This window comes from Streptomyces sp. 2323.1 (assembly GCF_900221035.1).
GTDB lineage: Bacteria > Actinomycetota > Actinomycetes > Streptomycetales > Streptomycetaceae > Streptomyces > Streptomyces sioyaensis.
The window spans coordinates 7052020-7074006 of the sequence record NZ_LT907981.1 but is presented as its reverse complement, the minus strand read 5'-3'; the positions used below and the strand labels follow the sequence as shown (position 1 = coordinate 7074006).

Here is a 21987-nt window from a genome sequence, read left to right as displayed (position 1 = left end):
CCCTAGACGAAACTGTAGGCGGGCAGCGGGCCGATCAGCCGGAGGTCGAAGTCCTCCCCCAGCTCGTGGGCGAGATCCTGCTCCGCGCCGAGGAAGCTCTTCTCCTTGTCCAGCTCCACCAGGAAGGACACGCTCAGGAAGTCGTCCCCGGTCGCCTGTGACAGGCGCTCCTCCCGCGCGAATCCGCGCAGCACCCCGACGATCCGGTCGGCGAGCTGTTCCTCACGTGCCTGTACTTCCCCGGCGATCAACTCACCGAGGGCGAGGGGCGCTTCCGGGCCGCCGGTGCCGCTTCTGATCTGTTCGTTCAGTGCGCGTGCCTGGTCCGACTCCAAGAGGATCTGCCGCAGCAGCGCCTCCTCGGCCTGGCTGGCCTTGAGGTGGTACTCCGCGCAGCCCTCCAGCGCCTCCAGCCGTTCGGCGTATATCTCCGCACGCTCCTCCAGCACGTCCCGTACGGAGTCGTCGTCCGTGGTGGTGAAGCCGAACTGCAGGGGCAGGACGGTTCCGTCGGCCATCAGCGCTTCCTGGACGGCCTGATGCGCGCCGAGGTCGCGGCGTTTGGGGCGCAGTTCCTCGGGGGCGTCGCTCACGACGGCGGCGAGTTCCTCGCTCTGCACCGTGCGCAGCGTGGACGGCGGATCGCCCACCCCGTTCAGGCCGTTGAGGCGCTGGGGGTGGCTGCTTGCGACGATGGAGTAGACATAGACGGGCATCGCTCACTCCTTCCGGCGCCGGGCCGGCCGACGAGCCGACCGCTCATGCCGGCCGGCAGGCTCCTTCTGCTTCTCCTCATGCTCCTCGTCGTCGCCGCCGCCCTTGATGGCGTCGCTGACGGCCTCCGCGGCTCCGGACAGTGCGCCCTTGGCCTTGCCGTGCGAACCCCCCTCGGTGACCTCGCCGACCAGATCGGTCAGCTGGGAGGGCGCCTTGCGCCCCGCCTCCAGGTCGAGGCGGTTGCAGGCCTCGGCGAAGCGCAGATAGGTGTCGACGCTCGCCACGACGATGCGGGCATCGATCTTGAGGATCTCGATGCCGACCAACGACACCCGCACGAAGACATCGATGACCAGCCCGCGGTCCAGAATCAGATCGAGGATCTCGTAGAGATTTCCGGAGCCTCCCCCGCCACCAGGGGCGAGGGTCCCTCCGCCTTGCGGCACCACAGTCATGGTGCCTCCCTTCACCGGCGCGCCCCGCGGTGCGGAGCGGCCGAGTCGTTCGCCTGGCGAACGTGGTGCTGCGGCCTGCCCGGCCTCAACGCCGGTCGATCTGGCCGCGGGTGTAGCGGCGGGTGCGCTCGTACGCCACGAGTTCACCTTCCTCGTCCAGCGTCACCCGGTACGTCGCCATCACGCTCGTGGTCCCCGGCACCCGTTCCAGCTCCAGGACTTCCACATCCGCCTGCCAGCCGTTCTCCGTCGGCTGCACCGCGGAGACGGACTCGGGGACCCGCCCCAGCAGCTGTTCGAGCTGCTCGGACGCGTACCGCATGGCGCGTGGTGCCGAAACGCGGCGGGCCACGCGTTCCGTCCCGCTCTCGCGGCTCTCGGCCCGGGTACTGCTGGTCTTTTTGACGGTTTTCCTGGCGGTCTTCTTGCTGGACGGACGCCGGACTCGGTCCGTGTCGTCCTCTTCGCCTGTGGCCATGGTCCTCTCCGGATTCGGAGGCGACATGCTGCCCACGCCACTCACAAGAGGCGTCCCTACATGATATACGGCCTGAGCTGAGCGCATCTTGGCGCGCCGTGCCCATGGGGGCACCGGGCGGCCCGGGGACCGAGTGCCGCAGCCCGGTCGGCGGCGTAACGTCAGCACTGACCCGGCAGAGACGCCGCGACGGTCTCGGCCCGGGAGAACCAGCGGGCCGGAGTGGTCTCGATGGCGCGACAGCTGTGTGTAGGTGAGCGATGACCGGCTGGGCCGGGGCGGATCCGGTCGACCGGGCACTGCTCGGCGCCCTGCGGGAGACCGGGGCGTCCGCCGGCGGCCTCTACGAGCTGGCGGCCGATGAGCCGGTGCTGCAGCTCACCGCCATGAGCGGGGTGCCGGCGCCGTTCCTGGAGCCGTGGAGCCGGGTCGCGCTCGCGGCCCCGATCCCGGTCGCCGTCGCGGCCCGCGAGCAGCGGCTGGTGTGGGCGGGCGGCCAGCAGCAGATGGCCCGGGACTTTCCCCGTACGGCGGTCGCCGTGCCCTATGACTTCGCGCTGGCGGCGGCCCCGGTCGGCGAGCGCACCGACGGCCGGGGCGCCCTGCTGTTGTTGTGGCCGGCCGGCCACGCACCGCAGTTGTCGGGGGACGAATCCGAAGCGGTGGAGGCCGCCTGCCGGCGTCTGGCGGCGCTGCTGGACGAACGCCCCCGGCCCGGCACCGCCGCCGCCCCCGCCGGCGCCCCACGGGTCCTCTCGCCGCCTCCGGCGCGGACCGTGGGCCACGACGAGGCGCTGGCGGCCGTCGACTACCTGGAGCGGCTGCCCGGCGGCTGCTGCGCCCTCGACCTGGAGGGGCGCTTCACCCTGGTCACCACGGGCGCGGCGGAGCTGCTCGGCGAGCAGGAGGCGCGGCTGCTCGGCTCGCGTCCCTGGGATGCCCTGCCGTGGCTGCGCGACCCGGCCTTCGAGGACCGCTACCGCGCCGCGGTGATCAGCCGCCGCCCGATGTCGTTCACCGCCTGCCGGCCCCCGGACCAGTGGCTCACCTTCCGGCTGTTCCCGGACGCCCGGGGGCTGAGCGTATGGATCGGCCCCTCGGGCAAGGACTACGGCCCGGTGGCGCCGCCGCCGGCGCAGGGCGAGGTCGTGCCGGTGCGGGCCGGGCAGATCTACCACGTCCTGCATCTTGCGGCGGCGCTCACCGAGGCCGTCGGCGTGCGGGATGTCGTCGATCTCATCGCCGGCCAGATCGTGCCGGCGTTCGGCGCCCAAGGCATGATCATGTACGCGGCGGAGGGCGGCCGGCTGCACACCATCGGCCACCGCGGGTACCCCCCGGAGGCCGTCGCCGCCTTCGAGGGTGTCGCCCTGGACGCCGCCAACAGCCCTGCCGTACGCGCCCTCGCCACCGGGGAGCCCAGTTTCTTCAGCTCTCCCGAAGAGAGCGAACGCGATTACCCGGGGTTGCTGCAGCTGACCGGCAAGGCCTCCCGGGCCGTGCTGCCGCTGGTGGTCTCCGGCCGCCCGGTCGGCTGCTGCATCCTCTCGTACACCCGGCCCCGTACCTTCAGCCCGGAGGAACGCCAGGTCCTCACCTCGCTGGCGGGGCTGATCGCCCAGGCACTCGACCGGGCCCGGCTCTACGACACCAAACAGCAGCTGGCCCACGATCTGCAGGCCGGCCTGCTGCCGCACGGCCTGCCCGCGGTGCCCGGGTTCGCCGTCGCCGGCCGTTACCTGCCGTCGACCCGCGGTATGGAGATCGGCGGCGACTTCTACGACCTGATCCGGCTCGACGAGGGCCACATCGCCGCCGTCATCGGTGATGTGCAGGGCCACAACGCGACGGCCGCCGCCTTCATGGGCCAGGCCCGCACCGCCGTCCGCGCCTATGCGACCGCGGGGGTGTCCCCCGGAGAGGTGCTGGCCCGTACGAACCGGCTGCTGACCGACCTGGACCCGGATCTGTTCACCAGCTGCCTGTACGTCCGCATCGATCTGCGGACCCGGCGGGCGTGCCTGGCCGGCGCCGGCCATCCGCCGCCCATCCTCCGCCACCCCGACCGGCACACCTCGGTGCTGTACGTGCCGCCCGGCCTCCTCCTGGGCATCGACCCGGACGCCCGCTACTCCGCCACGGAGATCACCCTGCCCCCGAAGTCCGTTCTGGCCCTCTACACCGACGGCCTGGTCGAAACCCCGGGCGTCGATCCGGAACGCTCCGTCGCCGAACTGGCCGGACGCCTCAACGACGCCCCACCCCTGGGCCCCGAGCGCCTGGCCGACACCCTGCTGGAAAACCAGCACGCCGACACGGACCGTCAGGACGATGTCGCCCTCCTGCTGTTGTCGGCCCTGCCGGTCGGGCCGGCCATTCCCGTATGAGAGCCGAGCCATGGTTCGGGACGGCGCTCAACCTCCGGTCTTGATGAGCGGCGCGTCCCGTGTGAACTCCCGGAAACCGACGCTGTAGTACAGCCCGCGCGCCTTGGGATGCCCTGGCGCACCCAGACAGGCGACCGTCATGTGGTGGGCCCCGGCCTCCCGCGCCAGGTGCATCCCGTGCAGCAGCATGGCCCTGCCCAACCCGAGCCGCCGGTAGTCGGGATGCGTTCCGACCGGCTCGAACTCGGCGGTCCTGTTCGCCTCGTCGAGCCACATGATGGTCGATGCGGCCATCGTTCCCTCCGGGGCCGCCACCAGGACGTGCAGGTCGCCGCGGTACGGCGGTGTCCGCCGGACGCCCTCGTAGGCCTCGGCTGTATATGGTGACGGAGCCCAGGCGTCCACATGAGCCTGGACCGCGGCCTGCGGCCCGGCCTCGTCGGCGGTGTGGAAGCGGAAGCCGTCCGGCAGCACCGGCTGTTCCAGGTCGTTGAGGTCCCGCTCGTTGAGTTGAGTCCAGGTCCCGGTGTCGCCGAGCGAGGCCGGATCGGTCTCATAGCCGTGCGCCGCCCATCGCTTGAGGGCGAACTCATCGGCGCTTCCCGGCATCACGGTGCGCTCGACGCCGACCGTCACACCGTCGTACCAGTCGATCACCTCGTCCACCAGCTCGCTGTGGTCGGGATGGACCTGATACGCCAGATAGGCGCTGGTGACGTCCTTCACCGACCCGTCGCTCCGCCGCACCTGGTGGGGCAGTTGGGCCCAGCCCCACGCGCCAACTCGTCACCGGAGAACCACAGTCGACGCAGCCAGCTCTCGCCGTCGCATGCGTGCCCTTTGCCCCAGTTCCAGGCCAGCTCTCCATACGTCGCGTCGCTGTTCACCAGGTCGGGACGGAGGGCAGTGACCCGCTGCGCCAGGCCCTGCATGAGCTGCACGTCCGCAGCGGTCATGAGCTCGGAGTCATCCATGGTGCGCCACTGTGCCAGGGCTCCGCGAAGCCATCGAACCGTTTTCCAGGGGTCGAGGATACGCAGGCGCGTTTGCCGCACCTCGTGGCGTCGGTCCCGGCGACGGGCCCCTCCGCCCGCCGGTCCGCCGGGCACGTACGGCTCCCCCAGGGGCCGCGGTACGTACGGCCCCCCAGGCCCGCGCGTGCGGACGGTGACCGGCGAGCGGTGCGGGACGGTCAGCGCGCGGTGCCGCGTGGGCAGGTTGGTTGGCCCGGGGGCGTGGCGTGCGGGCGGGCCGGGTGCAGTGGTTGGAAGTAGTGGGTGAGTGTCCAGGCGCCGATGCGGTTGCCGGCGTGGCAGCCGGCGACGTCTGCGGTGCGGAAGTGGATTCCGGCCCAGACCCGGGCGTTGATCATGTCCTCGTTGAACCGGACGCCGTCGTCGTAGTGCCGTGTGGTGCCGGTGGCCTCGGAGGAGACATTGAGGTCGAGGTGCGCGGTGCCGAGGATGCCGGTCAGGGTCCGGGTCACGGCGCCGGCGACCGTGGTGTGACCGCTGAGGTAGTCGGGGTGCGGTGGGGTGATGAGCAGCGGCTGCCACTGCGGGTCGGGGTCGGTCGCGGGGTTGCCGTCGGTGTCGGCGAGCTGGATGGCGGTGATGGGCCGCCAGAAGCCGTAGTGGAGTTTGGCGTTCCAGGCGGTGACGACGGCGTCGGTGGCCGACGCGTTCGCCGCGGCGACCAGCCGCGCGGTGTCGGCGATGTCCAGATCGTGCCGGGCGGTGTAGTCGCGGAAGGCCGACTGGAGCTGCACCACCAGGCTGCCGCCGAAGAACAGCGCGGTCTCGGTCTGCTGCGGGGTGCGTGGCGAGCCGGTTCTCGCCCCCATGGTCTTCACCTCGTTCACGTCCTGGGCGTAGCGGGCCGAGGACAGCGCGGGCGGCCCGCCGGGACGGAACTGGGCCGGGGAGGTGAGCACCATGGGGCGCAATTTCCCGAGCCAGGTGTCGATGAAGGGCAGGTAGGCGGGCGGGGTGGGCCGCCAGACGCCGGGCGCGGGCGGCATGGTGAACTCCACCGTGGCGAACCGGCCGTCGCCTTCGCGCAGGGCGATGAGGTGCTCGGCGGCGCGTGCCCCGAAGGCCACGCCCTGCGTCTTCGCCGTACCGTCGGGGATCCTGGCGAGGGAATCGGCGTACGCGGCATCGAGCGACGTCCGGGAGGCGGGGAAGTAGGCGACCAGTACGTGGTGGGCGGCGGTCACGGCCGCCGCCTCGGGCGAGGCGGTGGAGGGCCCGCGTGCCCGCCACTTGTACGGGGCGTAGCGACCCTGGATGCCGACCACGGCGTTGTAGACAGCGGCCGACACGAACCCGTGCCACATGACCGCCTGCCCGGAGGGGCGGGTGGGGCCGAGGTTGGTGCTGATGGTGTCGGTGGCGATGGCGTTCCAGTCACGGACCGCCGCGGCGTCCGCCGCGGGTGGCGGCTGATGGACGGCGGTGGCGGTGGGTCCCGCCACCGCCGTGAGGGCGAGGAGTAACAGTGCTGCGAGAGTGCCGAGGACGGTCCGGCTGCGCGAACGAGAAGTATCCATAACCGACTTAACAGCCGAACGAGTGAAGGGGCACGCCGCTTCGCCGTGGAAATGGTGTGCGCCGGGCGCAGACAACTCACCGTGTCCGCCTCGGGTGTTGACGCCGATGCCGGGCGGGCGGCCGTATGGACCGGGCGCGGGCGGGCGGCGGCTCCGGGGGCCGGGGGCGCTGCGACGGCGCGGTGCGCAGCCAAGCGGCGGTGGCACGGTGCGCAGCCAAGCGGCGGTGGCGCGGTGCGCAGCCAAGCGGCGGTGGCGCGGTGCGCGGTCGAGCGGCAGTGGCGCGTGGTGGAGTCCGCCCCGTACGCCCGACGCCGCGGACGGGGCGAGCGGGGAAACCTGCCTGCCACCTTGGTGCTCTAACCTGCGCCGGTGCCGGAAACCGTGGTCCGGCCGTGGGGCCCTTTTCGAGGAGCGAGCGATGGATACGTCGGCGCAATCTGCCGGAGCGGGAGAGCTGGACCGGCGGCTGGGCGTGTACGACGCCGTGGTGATCGGGCTCGGGTCGATGCTCGGCGCGGGGATCTTCGCCGCGCTCGCTCCGGCCGCGTCGGCGGCCGGGCCGGGTCTGCTGCCGGCCCTGGCGCTGGCCGCGGTGGTGGCGTACTGCAACGCGACCTCCTCCGCGCGCCTGGCCGCCCGCTACCCCCGCTCGGGTGGCACCTACGTCTACGGCCGCGAGCGCCTCGGGGACTTCTGGGGCTATCTGGCCGGCTGGGGCTTCGTGATCGGCAAGACCGCCTCCTGCGCGGCGATGGCCCTGACCGTCGGCTCCTACGTATGGCCCGGTCAGGCGCGTGCCGTTGCCGTGGCGGCGGTGGTGGCGCTGACCGCGGTGAACTACGCCGGGGTGCAGAAGTCCGCCTGGCTGACGAGGGGGATCGTCGCGGTCGTCCTGGCGGTGCTCGCCGCCGTGGCCACCGCCTGCCTCACCTCGGGCACCGCCGACCCGGCCCGCCTGGACCTCGGGGCGGACGCCTCCTTCGCCGGGGTGCTGCAGGCGGCCGGCCTGCTGTTCTTCGCCTTCGCCGGCTATGCGCGCATCGCCACCCTCGGCGAGGAGGTCCGCGATCCCGGGCGGACCATCCCCCGCGCGATCCCGCTCGCGCTCGGCATCACGCTGGTGGTGTACGCGGGCGTCGCGGTCGCGGTGCTGTCCGTCCTCGGGTCCGACCGCCTCGCCCACACCGCGGCGCCGCTGGTGGCGGCGGTGCGTACGGCCGGCGTCCCGGCCCTGGCACCGGTGGTACGGGCCGGCGCGGCCGTCGCGGCACTCGGGTCCCTGCTCGCGCTGATCCTCGGGGTCTCGCGCACCACTCTCGCGATGGCCCGCGACCGGCACCTGCCGCACGCGCTGGCCGCAATCCACCCGCGCACCAAGGTGCCGCACCGTGCCGAGCTCGCCGTCGGCGCGGTGGTCGCCGTCCTCGCCGCCACCACGGACGTGCGCGGCGCGATCGGCTTCTCCTCGTTCGGCGTGCTGGCCTACTACGCCCTCGCCAATGCCTCCGCCTGGACCCTCTCCCCCGCCGAGGGCCGCCCGCCCCGGCTCGTCCCGATCGTCGGCACGGCCGGCTGCCTGGCACTGGCCTTCGCCCTGCCACTGGCCTCGGTCCTGTGGGGGGCCGCGGTGTTCGCGGTCGGTGCCGCCGCATACGGCGTCCGCAAGACAGCCGGCCGCCGCCGCACCTGAGCGGCCCGGCGCCACGGCCGCGGCCGGCCGGCGGCAGCACCGGCCACCGCAGAACCGGCACCAACACCGACACAGCGATGCCCCACTCACAGGTTTGACGCCCGACCGGATCAGGGAAGCAGCCACGTCACGTCACAGTGACACCCCGGGACACCGACACGCGGGACACCCACCCTGTTGGTCCGCCCACCCCTCTCCCGGAGAAACCAGGGGCGCACCCCCGGGGGCCACGACCGCAGGGAAGGCACGCCCGCGAGCAACCCAAGGTGAATGCACTACAGAGAGCACAACGACACCAGCACGCAGCAGTGCCGCCGGGCCCCTCACCGTCCGATACTGGTCCCCGCCGCTCCTCGACATCCCGGAGGCCCGTACCGCCATCTGATACGCCATCAGCACAGTCCGCACGAGGTCAGCATCAGCCTGCCCACACCCGCTTCGCACCGCCGGAGACTACCGGGATCAACCGCGCCATCCCTACCATGACCTGGAAAAACGCCGGTCAGAGGGCCCACTGCCAGTCTCACCAGGAGGTACCCATGAAGATGCTGATCAACGTCGCCGAAACCGTGGTGGCCGATGCGCTGCGCGGGATGGCCGCGGCGCACCCGGAGCTGGTGGTGGATGTCGAGAACCGGGTGATCGTGCGGCGGGACGCGCCGGTGGCGGACAAGGTCGCGCTGCTGTCCGGGGGTGGCAGCGGGCACGAGCCGCTGCACGGGGGGTTCGTCGGGCCCGGCATGCTGGATGCCGCCTGTCCGGGCGAGGTCTTCACCTCACCGGTGCCCGATCAGATGGTGCGTGCCGCGGCCGCCGTGGACAGCGGCCACGGCGTGCTCTTCATCGTGAAGAACTACACCGGGGACGTGCTCAACTTCCAGATGGCGGCGGAGCTGGCGGAGGACGAGGGGGTGCAGGTGGCCAGCGTGCTCGTCGATGACGATGTCGCGGTGACCGACTCGACGTTCACCGCGGGGCGGCGCGGTACCGGCGCGACGCTGTTCGTGGAGAAGATCGCGGGGGCCGCGGCCGAGGAGGGCATGCCGCTGGAGCGGGTGGAGTCGCTGGCCCGGCAGGTCGTGGCGTCCTCGCGCAGCTTCGGGGTGGCGCTGAGCGCCTGTACGACGCCGGCGAAGGGCAGCCCGACGTTCGATCTCCCGGCCGGGGAGCTGGAGTTGGGGGTCGGGATCCACGGTGAGCCGGGGCGCGAGCGCCGCGCGATGATGACCTCCCGTGAGATCGCGGACTTCGCGGTCGATGCGGTCCTGGCGGAGCTGGACCCGCGACTGCCGGTGCTGGTGCTGGTCAACGGCATGGGTGCGACCCCGCTGCTGGAGCTGTACGGGTTCCAGGCGGAGGTCCGCCGGGTGCTCGACGAACGGGGCGTGGCGGTGGCCCGCACGCTCGTGGGGAACTATGTGACCTCGCTGGACATGGCGGGCTGTTCGGTGACGCTGTGTCAGGTGGATGGGGAACTGCTGCGGCTGTGGGATGCGCCGGTGCAGACCGCGGGACTCCGCTGGGGCCGGTGAGCCCGCGCCGTACCCGCTTTCTTGTTGAGTGCCCGAACGACCAAGGAGAGTAGTCCGTGTCCGAAACAGTGCTGGATGCCGGATTCTTCGTACGCTGGATGACGGCGGCGGCCGCCGTCATCGACCGGGAGGCCGACCGGCTCACCGAGCTGGACTCCCCCATCGGTGACGCCGACCACGGGAGAAATATGCAGCGCGGCTTCGCGGCCGTGGTCACCGCGCTGGACGCGGAGCCGCCGGCGACGCCCGGCGCCGCGCTGATCGCCGCCGGACGGAAGCTGATCTCCAGTGTGGGCGGGGCGTCCGGGCCGCTGTACGGGACGCTGCTGCGGCGGGCCGGCAAGGCCTTCGGCGAGGCGCCGCAGGTGTCCGCGGAGGAGCTGCGGACGGGGCTGGGCGCCGGAGTCGACGCGGTGGCACAGCTCGGCGGCTCGGCGCCGGGCGACAAGACGATGCTCGATGCGCTGGTGCCGGGGATCGAGGCCCTGGCCACCTCCTTCGACGCGGCGGCCGCGGCCTCCGAGAAGGGCGCGCTGGCGACCGTACCGATGCTGGCCAGGAAGGGCAGGGCGAGCTATCTGGGCGAACGCAGCATCGGGCATCAGGACCCGGGTGCGACGTCCTCGGCGCTGCTGTTCGCGGCCCTTGCGGAGGTGGCGAAGTGAGCGAGCCGACGACGGGCGGTACGGCCGGCGGTGCGGGTGCACTTGTCGGGGTGGTGCTGGTGTCGCACAGCGCGCCGGTCGCCGAATCGGTGGCGACGCTGGCGGTCGGGCTCGCCGGTGCCGGTGACACGGTGCCGGTGGCCGCCGCGGGCGGCGGTCCGGACGGCGGGCTGGGGACGAGTGCGGAGCTGATCTCCGAGGCGGCCCGGGCGGTGGACCGCGGGGCCGGGGTGGCGATCCTGGTCGATCTGGGCAGCGCCGTACTGACCGTGAAGTCGCTGATCGCCGAGGGCGATGAACTCCCCGAAGGCGCACGGCTGGTGGACGCACCGTTCGTGGAGGGCGCGGTGGCCGCCGTGGTCACCGCCTCGACCGGAGCGGATCTGGACGCGGTCGCGGCGGCCGCCGGGGAGGCGTACGGCTACCGCAAGGAGTGAGGGTCACCGACGCGGAGGCCGCCTGCCCCGTCGCGCTCAGGGTTTGCGCGCGACGCCCGCGTAGCAGGCGGCCTCCGCGTCGGTGACATGGTTGGCGTCCTCGGGATGGTCCGGGCGCCACTGGTGGGAGAGGGCCACGCCCGGCTCCAGCAGCTCCCAGCCGTCGAAGAAGCGCTGGAACGCGGCGCGGGAGCGGAACTGGAGCCGGGTGCCCGCCTCGCCGTAGATCTTGATGATCTTGTCCATGACCGCGGGGCTGAAGTCCTCCGTCGCATGGCTCATGGTGAGCGTGCTGCCGCTGGGCAGCGCGGCCTTGAGGCGCTCGACGATGTCGTGCGCGCGGTCCTGGCCGTCGTCGGGGACGAAGTGCATCAGCGCGTTCAGGCTGAGCGCGACCGGGCGGCGCAGATCGAGGGTGTCCAGGAGCTGCGGCGCCTTGAGGATGCCCTCGGGGTCGTGGACATCGGCCTGGACGTACGCGGTCCGCCCCTCGGGGGTGCTGCGCAGGAGGGCCGCGGCGTGCGCGAGGACGATCGGGTCGTTGTCGGTGTAGACCACCCGGGCGTCGGGGGCGATGCCCTGGGCGATGTCGTGGAGGTTCGGCGCCGTGGGGATACCGGTGCCGATGTCGAGGAACTGCCGCATACCGGATGCGGCCAGGACGCGGGTGGCGCGGTGCATGAACTCGCGGTTGATGCGGGCCGCGACCAGCGCGGAGGGGAACACCCCGAGCACGCTGCCGGCGGCCATCCGGTCGGCCAGGAAATTGGTCTTGCCGCCCAGGAAGTAGTCGTAGATCCGGGACGAGTGGGCCCGGTCCAGCTCCAGGTCCACCACGGACTCGTGCTCGCTCATCGTGTGCTGCCTCCCCAGTACGCCATAGGCTCCCGCCGCCCCTTACCGGCGCACGGTGCCTCCCCCTCGCCAGCCGCGCACCCCGGCGGCGCGTCATGCACCGCCGTGCGCCTGGCTGTTGGAGCACTGCCCCGTACGACCTGGAACATGCCGGAGCACACCGGGCGAGGTACACGGCGGCCACTGCCGCCCGCTGCCACCGGCGGTCACATGCCACCGTCATGCGTAGTCATATGAATACGCTACGGAAGATTTTTGCCCTCGCGGTGCCACAAACGGGCGTACTTTCGGGTTCATTGGAGGGTGAGGGCAACCGCCCTCCCGCTGCCGGCCCGTCTCGGCGCCCGGAGGCGGTGCACGGCAACCGGAACGAGGACGGCTCGTGAGCGTAGACCGGGACCGACCGCCACCGGCGTGCGCTCCGGCGCAGGTCCGTACCGCGGAGTTAGCGGCACCACCCCGCTGTGGCCTCCCGGCCGTCACACCGGTTCCGTTCGACCGCCAGCTGTCGATCACGTTCGAGGCGTTCCTGTCGACCCACGCACGCAAGTGGCTGACGTACGCCTATCTGCACACCGGCAGCCAGGCCGCGGCCCGCGAGGTGACCCGGGCGGCCTACGAGCGGCTCGGCCGGCTGTGGCCGCATGCGCTGCGGCAGGCCTCGGTGGAGGCGTACGCCTGGTCGGTGCTCAAGGAACGGGTGGTGGAGTGGCTCTACGACCACCAGCAGCCCACCGCGCTCACCGAGACCGCCGCCTTCGCCGTCGTCACCCACGCCCTGCTGCGCGAGTGCCAGCAGCAATTCGCCATGCTGGAGAGCCAGTTGGGCCTGTACGCGGCCATCGCCCGGCTGCCGGAACGGCAGTGCGATGTGATCGTGCTGCGCCATGTCATCGGGTACAGCGACGGACAGATCGGCTCCTTGCTCGGCGTCGACGAAGTCACCGTGCGCTCCTACGCAAGCCGCGGCAAGCGCAAGCTCGCCGCCGCGCTCGGCATCGACCAGGGAAATTCCAGGGGGAACTGACCATGTCGCACATCCGTCCCGCCGACCGCAGGGAGACCGTGGAGACGCTGCTCAGCGCGGCCGCGGCGGTGTCCTGGATCGAGGGCCTGTCCGGATTCCACGACCTCGACGACACAGGTGCGCTCGGCGGCCTGGGCACCGCCCGCCGGCCCGGGACGGCGGACCCGGACGGCCCGCCGCCGACGGTGCCCACGCTCCGCGACGGGCAGAGCGCACCCAGCACCTACCCCAGCGCCCGCGACGAGGCCACCCATGAGCTCCAGCTGGCGTGTGCCCTGGTGGTCAATGCCGCGGCGGCCGCGGCGAGCCTGGAGCGGCTGGTCAACGACCACCGCATCGACCCCGAAGGGGCGCTGGTCTTCGCCTGTCTGCTGCACATCACCGGACGCAGCGACGCGGCGCACTTCTGGTGGCACTTCGGCGCCGGCGCCGGCAGCCGGACCGCCGCCTACTGCCTGTATCTGGCGCACCGCCGCAACGGCGAGTACCGCGACGCCGCCTACTGGCGCGAGCAGGCCGCGCACGCGCCCGACGAAGAGCGCCGCTGCGTGGCCGCGTTCGACGAGAAGCAGTTGCTGCCGGACTCCGCCCGGCACAACCTCCTGGTCCAGTGGCACAGCGGGCTCGCCCCGACCCTGCCGGACGCCCTGGAGAAGGTGATCAACCGCCTTGCGGTGGACGGCGAGGACGAGGACTTCGGGGTGATTCCCCGCCCCTCCCCCACGCTCGTCCGGGATCTCGGGCGGGCCGAGTAGGGCGGGGCGATCAGGGCGGCGCGACCGGGGCGGGCCGAGCAGCGGGGCGATCAGGGCGGGCCGAGCGCCCCGGCGGCCGGGGCGTGGCCGCCGCCGGCCCGCCGACCCCCGCTCCTGTTGGCCGCTGACCACCCCTCACTCCCCTCGCCCAGTGAAATGGACGCGGTGTCACCCGGACCTTAGATTCACAGGACCTGCCGCCGTCCGATGCCTCCGTGCCGCCCGCTGCCCGCTGCACGCCGTGCCGCGCCCCGTCCTGGAGGTCCCGGTGAGAGCCGCCCGCCTGGTCGCACCGGCCGCCCTGCTCGCCGTCGGTGCCGGGCTGCTGACCGCCCCGGTGCCGCCCGCCGCCGCGGCGCAGCGCGGCGCCGTACGGCCACCGCTGTACGAGACCACCGATCTGGCGGTGTCCGGCCAGGGTGCGCACACCTATCGCATCCCGGCGCTGACCACGCTGGCGGACGGCACCCTCGTCGCGGCCTTCGACCGGCGGAACGACAGCGCGGCCGATCTGCCCGGCAATGTGGATGTGATGGTGCGGCGCAGCACCGACCGGGGGCGTACCTGGAGCGCGCCGCAGGCGGCCGTGGACTACGACGGCGGGGTGGGGGCGGGCGACCCGAGTCTGCTCGCGGACCGGGAGACCGGCCGGGTTTTCCTCTTCCATGCGTATGCGCCCCAGGGCGTCGGGTTCCGTACGGCGGGGGCGGGCAACGCGCACGACAGCACCACGGTGCTGCACACCGATTACGGCTACTCGGACGACGGCGGCCGCAGCTGGCGCATCCGGCGGATCACCCACGACCTCAAGGACCCGTCATGGCACGGCATCTTCGCCTCGTCGGGCTCCGGCATCCAGCTGGCCGGCGGACGGCTGCTGCAGCAGTACGCGTTCCGTAAGGCCGACGGCAGTATGTGGGCGGCCAGCGCGTACAGCGACGATCATGGCGCGAACTGGCGCCTGGGGACGCCGGTGGGGCCGCTGATGGACGAGAACAAGACCGTCGAGCTGGCCGACGGCCGGATCCTGCTCAACAGCCGGACCCGCGGCGCCGGAAAGCGGCTGGTGGCCTACTCCCGGGACGGCGGGCTGAGCTACAGCACACCGGTGGCGGACGACGAGCTGATCGATCCGGGCAACAATGCCGCGATCCTGCGCTACGACCCGGCGGCGTCGCCGCGGCGGGCGCGGGCGCACCGGCTGCTGTTCAGCAATACGGCGAGCACCGGCGCCCGCCGGAACCTCACCGTGCGGATGTCCTGCGACGACGGCGCGAGCTGGCCCCTTGCCCGGGTCGTCACCCCGGGCCCGGCCGCGTACTCGACGCTGACCCGGCTGCGGGACGGGACCTTCGGGCTGCTCTACGAGTCCGGCCCCTACCGGAAGATCACCTTCGCCCGGTTCGACGACGCCTGGCTGGGCGGGCCCTGTCCGGCCGGCTGACCGGCCCGTTTCACACCTCGTCCGGGTCCTCGGCGGACTCCGTCATCGCGGGCGGCCAGGCCGGGCGGGTGGTGTCGGGGACCGCGGCCAGCGCATGGCCGACGGTGGGGTAGCAGGAGAAGACGTTGAGGGACTGCGTGCCGACCAGCAGTCGCAGCATCCGTACGCCGAGCGAGGCCAGCAGCAGCCGGCCCTCCAGCCGCCGGCACAGCCACTCCAGGGCGAGCAGACAGCTCAGCCCCCGGGAGTCACAGAAGCGCAGGGCGGTCAGGTCGAGCACGAGGAAGCGGTGACCGGCCGAGACCACCGACCGCGCCTCGGCGAGAAACGCCTGCTCGGTCCGGAGGTCCAGCTCCCCGCTGACGCGCAGCACCGCGCATTCATCCGCCTGCACGATCGCAGTGACCGCCAACGACCGCATCTCCGAGCTCATGCCGTCCAGACTAAGCGCCGCCGTCCGCCGCACCACCGCCACGGCCCGCCGGCGCACGACCTCCGGGCCCGCCCGCCGGCCGTGCCCGCCGCCGTACGGGCCCCTCACCAGGCCCGTACGGGCACCCGTTCGTGCACCTGGCCAGGCTGACAGCACCCCGGCGCGGGCAGAAACGGGCAGGTTTTCTGTGGTTACGGGCGACCTTTCGCGCCACCCTGGTTGCTATAAACCTGATGCGGGCGGAAACGGGCAGCCCCGTGACCGAACGCAAAGCCGAAACGATCAGATTCAGCCAGGAGTGAGCCATGAGGGCCGAGGAACGCCAGCACCGCATCCTCGCGCTCGCCCGGCAGACCGGCCGGGTCGAGGTCGCCGATGCTGCGGAGGAGTTCGGGGTCGCTCGCGAGACCGTACGGCGCGATCTGAGCGAGCTGGAGCGCCGCGGCCTGGTCCGGCGTACCCACGGGGCGGCGTACCCGGTCGAGAGCGCCGGCTTCGAGACCACGCTCGCCCGGCGGCAGACCCAGCAGGTGGACGAGAAACGCCGGGTCGCCGCGGCGGCGGCCACCCTCGTGAGTGAGGCCGAGACGGTGTTCATCGACGAGGGCTACACCCCGGAGCTGGTCGCGATGCTGCTGCCCACCGACCGTCCGCTGACCGTGATCACCGCATCGCTGCGGACCGCGTCACTGGTCGCGGCGTCCGAGTCGACCACCGTCCTGCTTGCCGGCGGGCGGGTCCGCTCCGGCACGCAGGCGACGGTGGGCTCCTGGGCCCGGGACATGCTCGCCCGGTTCGTGATCGACCTGTCGTTCCTGGGGGCGAACGGCGTCTCCCGGGAGCACGGGCTGACCACCCCCGATCCGGCGGTCGCCGAGGTGAAGGAGCAGGCGGTCCGCTCCTCGCGGCGGCGGGTGCTGATCGCGGTGCACAGCAAATTCGGCGCCAGCAGCTTCTGCCGGTTCGCCGACGTCAGCGACTTCGACACGATCGTCACCGACGCGGGACTCTCCGCGGCGGAGGCCCATCGCTACTCCCTCCTGGGGCCGCAGGTACTCCGGGTCTGACCCGGGCGGGGGCCGCCCGGACGACCGGCCCCGTACGACATCCCCTACGACAGCCCACAGCCGCTGCCCGCAGGCCGGATCCCCCGGCCTTCGTGCGGCGATCCGACCGTGCCCGCGCACGCCATCACCCCCTTCCATAACCGATTTATCCGATATCTCCGCATTCCGCTGTCCCCGCATTCCGTCCCCAGAAAGGCAAGAGCCGTGAGAGCACGTTCCCTCGGACGAGGCCGTACCGGTCGCGCCATAGCGCTGACCTCGATCGCGCTGACCCTGTCGCTGACCGCCACGGGCTGCTTCAGCGGCGCCAACAGCGCGGACGGCGGCGGTCCGCAGACCATCAACGTACTGATGGTGAACAACCCGCAGATGGTGGATCTGCAGCGGCTGACCGCGAAGCACTTCACCAAGGAGACCGGCATCAAGGTGAATTTCACGGTGCTGCCGGAGGACGATCTGCGCGACAAGATGAGCCAGGACTTCTCCAGCCAGGCCGGACAGTACGACGTGGCGAGCCTGAGCAATTACGAGACGCCGATCTATGCCCGCAACGGCTGGCTCTCCCCGCTCGGCGATCTGGCCGAGAAGGACCCGGAGTTCAACCAGAGCGACATTCTCGACCCGGTACGCAAATCCCTCACCGCCGCCGACGACAAGGTCTACGCAGAGCCGTTCTACGGCGAGTCGTCGTTCCTGATGTACCGCAAGGACCTCTTCAAGGAGGCCGGACTGACCATGCCCGCACACCCCACGTGGCAGCAAGTCGCTGACATGGCAGGGAAGTTGGACGGACTCCACAAGGGCATGAAGGGCATCTGCCTGCGTGGCCAGGTCGGCTGGGGCCAGGTGGTCGCCCCGCTGACCACCGTCGCCAACACCTTCGGCGGCACCTGGTTCACCAAGGGCTGGAAGGCCCAGCTGGACAGCCCGGAGTTCACCAAGGCCACCCAGTTCTACGTCGACCTGGTCCGCAAGCACGGCGAGGCGGGCGCACCGCAGGCGGGCTACACCGAGTGCCTCAACGACATGCAGCAGGGCAAGGTCGGCATGTGGTACGACGCGACGGCCGGCGCGGGCTCGCTGGAGAGCTCCGACTCCAAGGTCGCCGGGAAGGTCGGCTACGCACCGGCGCCGGTGGAGAAGACGGCCAGCTCGGGCTGGCTCTACACCTGGGCATGGGGCCTGCAGAAGGCCAGTAAGCATCAGGACGCGGCGTGGAAGTTCATCCGCTGGGCCTCCAGCCAGAAGTACGAGGAGCTGGTGGGCCGCACACTGGGGTGGTCGAAGGTGCCCGGAGGAAAGCGGGCCTCCCTTTACCGGAACCCGCAGTACCTGAAGAATTCGGCGGCCTTCGCCCGTGCGACCCAGCAGGCGATCACCTCGGCCCGGCCCAACGACCCCGGCGTTCAGCAGCGCCCGGCCCCCGGCATCCAGTTCGTCGGGATCCCCGAGTTCGCCGACCTCGGCACCAAGGTCTCCAACGAGGTGAGCTCGGCGATCGCCGGCAAGCAGAGCGTGCCCGAGGCCCTGAAGAAGAGCCAGCGGCTGGCGCAGGAGGTTGCCGATGCGCACGCAGACCGCTGAGGCGACCCGGCAGGTGGAGGCCGTCGTCACCGCTCCCGGACCGCAAGCCGCCCGCGCCCGGCACACACGGCGGGCCAAGGACTGGGCCCGGCGGGCGCCCCTGCTGCCCGCGCTGATCTTCCTGATCATCGTCACCCAACTGCCGTTCGTGGCAACCGTGGTGATCTCCTTCACCCGGTGGAACGCCCTCGCCCCCGACAGCCGCGGCTTCGCCGCCTTCGACAACTATGTGGCGGTCTTCTCCGACCCCGCGATGCGGTCGTCGGTGGGTACGACGGTGCTGCTGACGGTCACCGTGGTGCTGGTCAGCCTGCTGCTGGGGCTGGGCCTGGCGCTGCTGCTGGACCGGAGCTTCCGCGGCCGCGGCATCGTCCGGACCCTGCTCATCACCCCGTTCCTGGTGGTACCGGTGGCGTCCGCCCTGCTGTGGAAGCACGCCCTCTACAACGCCTCGTACGGGCTGATCAACGGCGCGCTGACGTGGATATGGGGGCTGTTCGGCAGCAACGATCCACCGCAGCCGGACTGGATGACCCAATCGCCGCTCGCCGCGGTGGAGGTGTCACTGATCTGGCAGTGGACACCGTTCATGATGCTGATCCTGCTGGCGGGGCTGCAGAGCCGGCCGGCCGACGCGGTCGAAGCGGCCCGGATGGACGGCGCCTCGCCCTTCGACATCTTCCGCTATCTGACCCTGCCGCATCTGCGGCGCTACCTGGAGCTGGCCGCGCTGCTGGGCACCATCTACGTCGTCCAGAACTTCGACGCGGTGTTCACCATCACCTCCGGCGGGCTGGGCACCGCCAACCTGCCGTACACCATCTATCAGACCTTCTACCAGGCCCATGACTACGGACGGGCGTCCGCGCAGGGCGTCGTCGTGGTGCTGTGTTCGCTGGTCGCGGCCACCTTCGCGCTGCGCACCGTCTCGTCCCTGCTGCGCGAGGAGGTCACCCGATGAACAGCGCACCCCTGACCGGCCTGCGCCGCCGGCGTACCGGAAGCCTGCTGGGCCTGGTGGCCTGGCTGTGCGGAATCGCCTTCTTCCTTCCCGTCGCGTGGATGGTGCTGACGTCCTTCCACAGCGAGACGGACGCGGCGACCAACCCGCCCAGCCTCGGCGCCTCGCTCACCCTGCACGGCTACCGCGAGTTCTTCGGCGCGGGCACCGGCGTGAGCCCCTGGCCACCGCTCATCAACTCGCTCACCGCCTCGGTCATCTCCACGCTGCTGGTCCTGGCGCTGGCCGTCCCCGCGGCGTACGCGCTGTCGATCAAACCGGTGCGCAAGTGGAGCGATGTGATGTTCTTCTTCCTCTCCACGAAGATGCTGCCGCTGATCGCCGGACTGCTGCCGATCTATCTCGTCGCGCAGAACAGCGGAATGCTGGACAACATCTGGCTACTGATCATCCTCTACACCTCGATGAACCTGCCGATCGCGGTGTGGATGATGCGCTCCTTCCTCTCCGAGGTCCCGGTCGAGATGCTGGAGGCCGCGTCGATCGACGGCGCGGGGCTGCACACCACCCTGCTCCGGATCGTCGCCCCGGTGGCCATGCCGGGCATCGCGGCAACGGCCCTGATCTCGTTCATCTTCAGCTGGAACGAGCTGCTGTTCGCCCGGGTCCTGACCGGGATCGTGGCCGGTACCTCACCGGTGTTCCTGACCGGCTTCGTCACCAGCCAGGGTCTCTTCCTGGCCAAGGTGTGCGCCGCCGCCACCGTCATCTCCCTCCCGGTGCTCATCGCCGGGTTCGCCGCCCAGGACAAGCTCGTCCAGGGCCTCTCGCTCGGAGCCGTGAAATGAAAGCCGCAGTGATCAGCGCCCCCGGCAAGGTCGAGGTCGCCACCGTCGACGACCCCACGCCCGGCCCCCGCGAGGTCGTGGTCTCGGTCGCCGCCTGCGGACTGTGCGGCACCGACCTGCACATCCTCCAGGGCGAGTTCGCCCCCACCCTGCCCGTCGTACCGGGCCATGAGTTCGCCGGTACGGTCGTCGCCACCGGCAGCGCCGTGACCGAACTGACCGAGGGCGACCGGGTGGCCGTCGACCCGTCCCTCTACTGCTACGAGTGCCACTACTGCCGCCTGGGCCGCAACAACCTCTGCGAGCGCTGGTCCGCGATCGGGGTGACCACGGCCGGCGGCGCCGCCGAATTCGCCGTCGCGCCGGTCGCGAACTGCATCAAGCTGCCCGAGCACGTCCGTACCGAGGACGCCGCCCTGATCGAGCCGCTCTCCTGCGCCGTCCGCGGCTACGACATCCTGCGCTCGGCGCAACTGGGCACCCGGGTCCTGATCTACGGCTCGGGCACGATGGGCCTGATGATGCTGGAGCTCGCCAAGCGCACCGGCGCGGCCGGCGTCGATGTCGTCGACATCAACCCCCACCGGCTGGCCACCGCCCGCACCCTGGGCTGCAGCGCCGCGGCCGGTTCCGCCGACGAACTGGACCGCCCGCGCGGCTGGGACGTGGTCATCGACGCCACCGGCAACCAGCACGCCATCCAGGACGCGCTGGGACGGGTCGGCAAGGGCGGCACCTTCCTGCAGTTCGGGGTTGCCGACTACGCGGCCCGCGCCGTCATCGAGCCCTACCGCATCTACAACCAGGAGATCACCATCACCGGCTCGATGGCGGTCCTGCACAGCTATGAGCGCGCCGCGGAGCTCTTCGCGGCCGGGGTCCTGGACCCGGAGGTCTTCATCAGCGACCGGCTGCCGCTGGACCGCTACGCCGAGGCGATGGGCCGCTTCCAGGCCGGCGAAGGGAGGAAGATCCAGGTACGGCCGTGAGGCCGGACGGCCGACGGGCTCCGCCACCTGCGACGGTGCGTGCGGGGGCGAGTTCGCCGTGCAGCAGCGCCGTGCCGAGCGGGGTGAGGGCGTGGACGACACAGCCGCCGTCCCGCCGGCTCCGGGCGAGGTTGGCCTCGCGCAGCGCGCTCACGTGCTCGCTGGCCGAGGGGGCGGAGACCCGTAGGCGGCGGGCGAGTTCACCGGTGGTGGCCGGGTCGTCGAGGGCCGCGAGGATACGGGCCCGGGTGCGGCCGAGCAGGGTGGACAGCGCCTGCGGATGGCAGCTGCGGGGGCCGGCCGGCGCCCAGGACGTGGGGTGTTCCACCGGGTAGACCAGCACCGGCGGCAGGCCGGGGTCGGCGAGGGCGATGGGTCTGCGCCAGCAGAAATGGGACGGAATCAGCCGCAGCCCACGCCCGTTGAGCCACAGATCGCGGTCGCAGGGGTAGTCGGCGTACAGCACCGGTGGCTCCCAGCGCAGCGCGGGACGGAAGGTGTGGAGCAGCCGGTCGACGCCGTCGCGGCAGAGGGTGCGGGCGCGGGCGCCCCGGTCGGAGTCGACCGTGGCGGCCGCCTGGGTCCAGTCCGGGGCGACGACCGTGCGGTGCACCTCCTGGAGCGCGGCGGCCAGTTCGTCGAGTGGCTGGCGGCTGCCCGCGACCAGGGCGCCGGTCCAGCGCGGGAGCCGGGCCGGCAGCCCGGCCCGCGCGCCCTCCGCGGCCAGCCGCGCCCGGGGCGTGTCCCGCAGCGCGGCCAGGCCCGCGGCCAGGCCGTCCCGGGCCGCATCGGGGGTGAGGAAGTCCGGGAAGTAGGCGGCGTCGGCCGGGGCCAGGGCGCCGATCAGCCCGGCCGCGCGGGTCAGCCCCCGCTCGTGCAGTTCGCGGCGGGCCCTGGCGCGCCAGGCGCCGTAGACCGGCACCCCGCGCCCCGGCGGCGCCAGTTGGTGCATGGCCAGCACCGTTTCCCAGAGCGGATCGGGTTCGGCGGCGATCTGTACGCGTGCCAGATCCCGGTCTTCGAAGTGGATGCGCAACATGCGGCCCCCGCGGCATGCTCATGACCCTGTGGCCAGGGCCCCCCGTTCGGGGCCCGGCATACAGGCCCCG

The 21987-nt window shown here is 71.9% G+C and carries 22 protein-coding genes; 13 read left to right on the top strand and 9 right to left on the bottom strand.

Annotated elements, in window-relative coordinates:
* Positions 1–2: 2 nt before the first annotated feature.
* From CPH93_RS30590 to CPH93_RS30580, 3 genes are all read right to left on the bottom strand, one after another.
* Positions 3–716 carry a GvpL/GvpF family gas vesicle protein gene (locus CPH93_RS30590; RefSeq protein WP_093482028.1) on the bottom strand — a complete coding sequence of 238 codons (714 nt, stop codon included), beginning with the start codon at positions 714–716 and terminating at the stop codon, positions 3–5.
* Between the two features lie 3 nt (positions 717–719).
* Complete coding sequence (locus CPH93_RS30585; RefSeq protein ID WP_093482029.1) at positions 720–1172, bottom strand: gas vesicle structural protein GvpA; 453 nt, start codon at positions 1170–1172, stop codon at positions 720–722.
* A gap of 85 nt (positions 1173–1257) precedes the next feature.
* Entirely contained in the window at positions 1258–1650 is a 393-nt protein-coding gene (locus CPH93_RS30580) for a gas vesicle protein GvpO (RefSeq protein ID WP_093482030.1), read from the bottom strand.
* A gap of 260 nt (positions 1651–1910) precedes the next feature.
* Here CPH93_RS30580 and CPH93_RS30575 point away from each other — a divergent pair, with 260 nt between their 5' ends.
* Positions 1911–4037 (top strand): SpoIIE family protein phosphatase, encoded by a 2127-nt coding sequence (locus CPH93_RS30575; protein ID WP_093482031.1) that lies wholly within the window; start codon positions 1911–1913, stop codon positions 4035–4037.
* A 27-nt stretch (positions 4038–4064) separates the two neighbouring features.
* Here the strand turns inward: CPH93_RS30575 and CPH93_RS30570 are convergent, their stop codons facing one another.
* The 3 genes from CPH93_RS30570 to CPH93_RS30565 all read right to left on the bottom strand — a co-directional run bounded on the left by CPH93_RS30570 (position 4065) and on the right by CPH93_RS30565 (position 6588).
* Positions 4065–4763 (bottom strand): GNAT family N-acetyltransferase, encoded by a 699-nt coding sequence (locus CPH93_RS30570; protein WP_231977011.1) that lies wholly within the window; start codon positions 4761–4763, stop codon positions 4065–4067.
* Positions 4760–5011, bottom strand: coding sequence for a hypothetical protein (locus CPH93_RS37045; RefSeq protein ID WP_231977010.1), 252 nt, complete (start codon positions 5009–5011; stop codon positions 4760–4762). The genes CPH93_RS30570 and CPH93_RS37045 overlap by 4 nt, the downstream gene beginning before the upstream one ends.
* Positions 5012–5229: 218 nt before the next feature.
* Positions 5230–6588 carry a vanadium-dependent haloperoxidase gene (locus CPH93_RS30565; RefSeq protein ID WP_096214685.1) on the bottom strand — a complete coding sequence of 453 codons (1359 nt, stop codon included), beginning with the start codon at positions 6586–6588 and terminating at the stop codon, positions 5230–5232.
* Positions 6589–7009: 421 nt separating this feature from the next.
* On the opposite strand from CPH93_RS30565, the gene CPH93_RS30560 reads away from it, so the two are divergent.
* From CPH93_RS30560 to CPH93_RS30545, 4 genes are all read left to right on the top strand, one after another.
* Positions 7010–8281 (top strand): APC family permease, encoded by a 1272-nt coding sequence (locus CPH93_RS30560; RefSeq protein ID WP_096214684.1) that lies wholly within the window; start codon positions 7010–7012, stop codon positions 8279–8281.
* Positions 8282–8820: 539 nt separating this feature from the next.
* The gene (gene dhaK, locus CPH93_RS30555) at positions 8821–9813 is read left to right on the top strand and encodes a dihydroxyacetone kinase subunit DhaK (RefSeq protein ID WP_096214683.1); all 993 of its coding nucleotides are present in this window, start codon (positions 8821–8823) and stop codon (positions 9811–9813) included.
* Between the two features lie 68 nt (positions 9814–9881).
* Positions 9882–10478: a dihydroxyacetone kinase subunit DhaL gene (gene dhaL, locus CPH93_RS30550; protein ID WP_162501031.1), complete on the top strand. Its 597-nt coding sequence runs from the start codon at positions 9882–9884 to the stop codon at positions 10476–10478.
* A complete protein-coding gene (locus CPH93_RS30545) occupies positions 10475–10915 on the top strand; it encodes a PTS-dependent dihydroxyacetone kinase phosphotransferase subunit DhaM (protein WP_096214681.1) in 441 nt (146 codons plus the stop codon). The genes dhaL and CPH93_RS30545 overlap by 4 nt, the downstream gene beginning before the upstream one ends.
* A gap of 36 nt (positions 10916–10951) precedes the next feature.
* Here the strand turns inward: CPH93_RS30545 and CPH93_RS30540 are convergent, their stop codons facing one another.
* Positions 10952–11770, bottom strand: coding sequence for an SAM-dependent methyltransferase (locus CPH93_RS30540; RefSeq protein WP_096214680.1), 819 nt, complete (start codon positions 11768–11770; stop codon positions 10952–10954).
* A 382-nt stretch (positions 11771–12152) separates the two neighbouring features.
* Here CPH93_RS30540 and CPH93_RS30535 point away from each other — a divergent pair, with 382 nt between their 5' ends.
* The 3 genes from CPH93_RS30535 (at position 12153) to CPH93_RS30525 (ending at position 14996) form a co-directional block, all read left to right on the top strand.
* Positions 12153–12797: an RNA polymerase sigma factor gene (locus CPH93_RS30535; RefSeq protein WP_093482039.1), complete on the top strand. Its 645-nt coding sequence runs from the start codon at positions 12153–12155 to the stop codon at positions 12795–12797.
* A gap of 2 nt (positions 12798–12799) precedes the next feature.
* Positions 12800–13552, top strand: a complete 753-nt coding sequence (locus CPH93_RS30530) for a hypothetical protein (protein WP_093482040.1) — start codon at positions 12800–12802, stop codon at positions 13550–13552.
* A gap of 268 nt (positions 13553–13820) precedes the next feature.
* A complete protein-coding gene (locus tag CPH93_RS30525; protein ID WP_093482041.1) occupies positions 13821–14996 on the top strand; it encodes a sialidase family protein in 1176 nt (391 codons plus the stop codon).
* A gap of 10 nt (positions 14997–15006) precedes the next feature.
* On the opposite strand, the gene CPH93_RS30520 is transcribed toward CPH93_RS30525, so the two are convergent.
* Positions 15007–15429 (bottom strand): STAS domain-containing protein, encoded by a 423-nt coding sequence (locus CPH93_RS30520; RefSeq protein WP_231977009.1) that lies wholly within the window; start codon positions 15427–15429, stop codon positions 15007–15009.
* A 305-nt stretch (positions 15430–15734) separates the two neighbouring features.
* Here CPH93_RS30520 and CPH93_RS30515 point away from each other — a divergent pair, with 305 nt between their 5' ends.
* The 5 genes from CPH93_RS30515 (at position 15735) to CPH93_RS30495 (ending at position 20878) form a co-directional block, all read left to right on the top strand.
* A complete protein-coding gene (locus CPH93_RS30515; protein ID WP_093482043.1) occupies positions 15735–16496 on the top strand; it encodes a DeoR/GlpR family DNA-binding transcription regulator in 762 nt (253 codons plus the stop codon).
* Positions 16497–16700: 204 nt separating this feature from the next.
* Positions 16701–18080 carry an ABC transporter substrate-binding protein gene (locus CPH93_RS30510; protein ID WP_096214678.1) on the top strand — a complete coding sequence of 460 codons (1380 nt, stop codon included), beginning with the start codon at positions 16701–16703 and terminating at the stop codon, positions 18078–18080.
* A complete protein-coding gene (locus tag CPH93_RS30505; RefSeq protein WP_096214677.1) occupies positions 18061–19041 on the top strand; it encodes a carbohydrate ABC transporter permease in 981 nt (326 codons plus the stop codon). The genes CPH93_RS30510 and CPH93_RS30505 overlap by 20 nt, the downstream gene beginning before the upstream one ends.
* Positions 19038–19889 carry a carbohydrate ABC transporter permease gene (locus CPH93_RS30500; protein WP_093482046.1) on the top strand — a complete coding sequence of 284 codons (852 nt, stop codon included), beginning with the start codon at positions 19038–19040 and terminating at the stop codon, positions 19887–19889. Before CPH93_RS30505 ends, CPH93_RS30500 begins: the two co-directional genes overlap by 4 nt.
* Entirely contained in the window at positions 19886–20878 is a 993-nt protein-coding gene (locus tag CPH93_RS30495; RefSeq protein ID WP_093482047.1) for a zinc-dependent alcohol dehydrogenase family protein, read from the top strand. The genes CPH93_RS30500 and CPH93_RS30495 overlap by 4 nt, the downstream gene beginning before the upstream one ends.
* Here the strand turns inward: CPH93_RS30495 and CPH93_RS30490 are convergent.
* Positions 20790–21917 carry a winged helix-turn-helix domain-containing protein gene (locus tag CPH93_RS30490; protein ID WP_096214676.1) on the bottom strand — a complete coding sequence of 376 codons (1128 nt, stop codon included), beginning with the start codon at positions 21915–21917 and terminating at the stop codon, positions 20790–20792. The two genes, CPH93_RS30495 and CPH93_RS30490, sit on opposite strands and share 89 nt — an antisense overlap.
* Positions 21918–21987 lie beyond the last annotated feature (70 nt).

Excerpts from the sequence above, each read along its gene's own strand:
- CPH93_RS30505 (WP_096214677.1), top strand. The coding sequence starts at position 18,061 with ATGCGCACGCAGACCGCTGAGGCGACCCGGCAGGTGGAGGCCGTCGTC.
- CPH93_RS30490 (WP_096214676.1), bottom strand. The coding sequence starts at position 21,917 with ATGTTGCGCATCCACTTCGAAGACCGGGATCTGGCACGCGTACAGATC.
- CPH93_RS30530 (WP_093482040.1), top strand. The coding sequence starts at position 12,800 with ATGTCGCACATCCGTCCCGCCGACCGCAGGGAGACCGTGGAGACGCTG.
- CPH93_RS30560 (WP_096214684.1), top strand. The coding sequence starts at position 7,010 with ATGGATACGTCGGCGCAATCTGCCGGAGCGGGAGAGCTGGACCGGCGG.
- CPH93_RS30565 (WP_096214685.1), bottom strand. The coding sequence starts at position 6,588 with ATGGATACTTCTCGTTCGCGCAGCCGGACCGTCCTCGGCACTCTCGCA.
- CPH93_RS30520 (WP_231977009.1), bottom strand. The coding sequence starts at position 15,429 with ATGAGCTCGGAGATGCGGTCGTTGGCGGTCACTGCGATCGTGCAGGCG.
- CPH93_RS30515 (WP_093482043.1), top strand. The coding sequence starts at position 15,735 with ATGAGGGCCGAGGAACGCCAGCACCGCATCCTCGCGCTCGCCCGGCAG.
- CPH93_RS30585 (WP_093482029.1), bottom strand. The coding sequence starts at position 1,172 with ATGACTGTGGTGCCGCAAGGCGGAGGGACCCTCGCCCCTGGTGGCGGG.
- CPH93_RS30500 (WP_093482046.1), top strand. The coding sequence starts at position 19,038 with ATGAACAGCGCACCCCTGACCGGCCTGCGCCGCCGGCGTACCGGAAGC.
- CPH93_RS30590 (WP_093482028.1), bottom strand. The coding sequence starts at position 716 with ATGCCCGTCTATGTCTACTCCATCGTCGCAAGCAGCCACCCCCAGCGC.
- CPH93_RS30495 (WP_093482047.1), top strand. The coding sequence starts at position 19,886 with ATGAAAGCCGCAGTGATCAGCGCCCCCGGCAAGGTCGAGGTCGCCACC.
- CPH93_RS30540 (WP_096214680.1), bottom strand. The coding sequence starts at position 11,770 with ATGAGCGAGCACGAGTCCGTGGTGGACCTGGAGCTGGACCGGGCCCAC.
- CPH93_RS37045 (WP_231977010.1), bottom strand. The coding sequence starts at position 5,011 with ATGGATGACTCCGAGCTCATGACCGCTGCGGACGTGCAGCTCATGCAG.
- CPH93_RS30580 (WP_093482030.1), bottom strand. The coding sequence starts at position 1,650 with ATGGCCACAGGCGAAGAGGACGACACGGACCGAGTCCGGCGTCCGTCC.
- CPH93_RS30575 (WP_093482031.1), top strand. The coding sequence starts at position 1,911 with ATGACCGGCTGGGCCGGGGCGGATCCGGTCGACCGGGCACTGCTCGGC.
- dhaK (WP_096214683.1), top strand. The coding sequence starts at position 8,821 with ATGAAGATGCTGATCAACGTCGCCGAAACCGTGGTGGCCGATGCGCTG.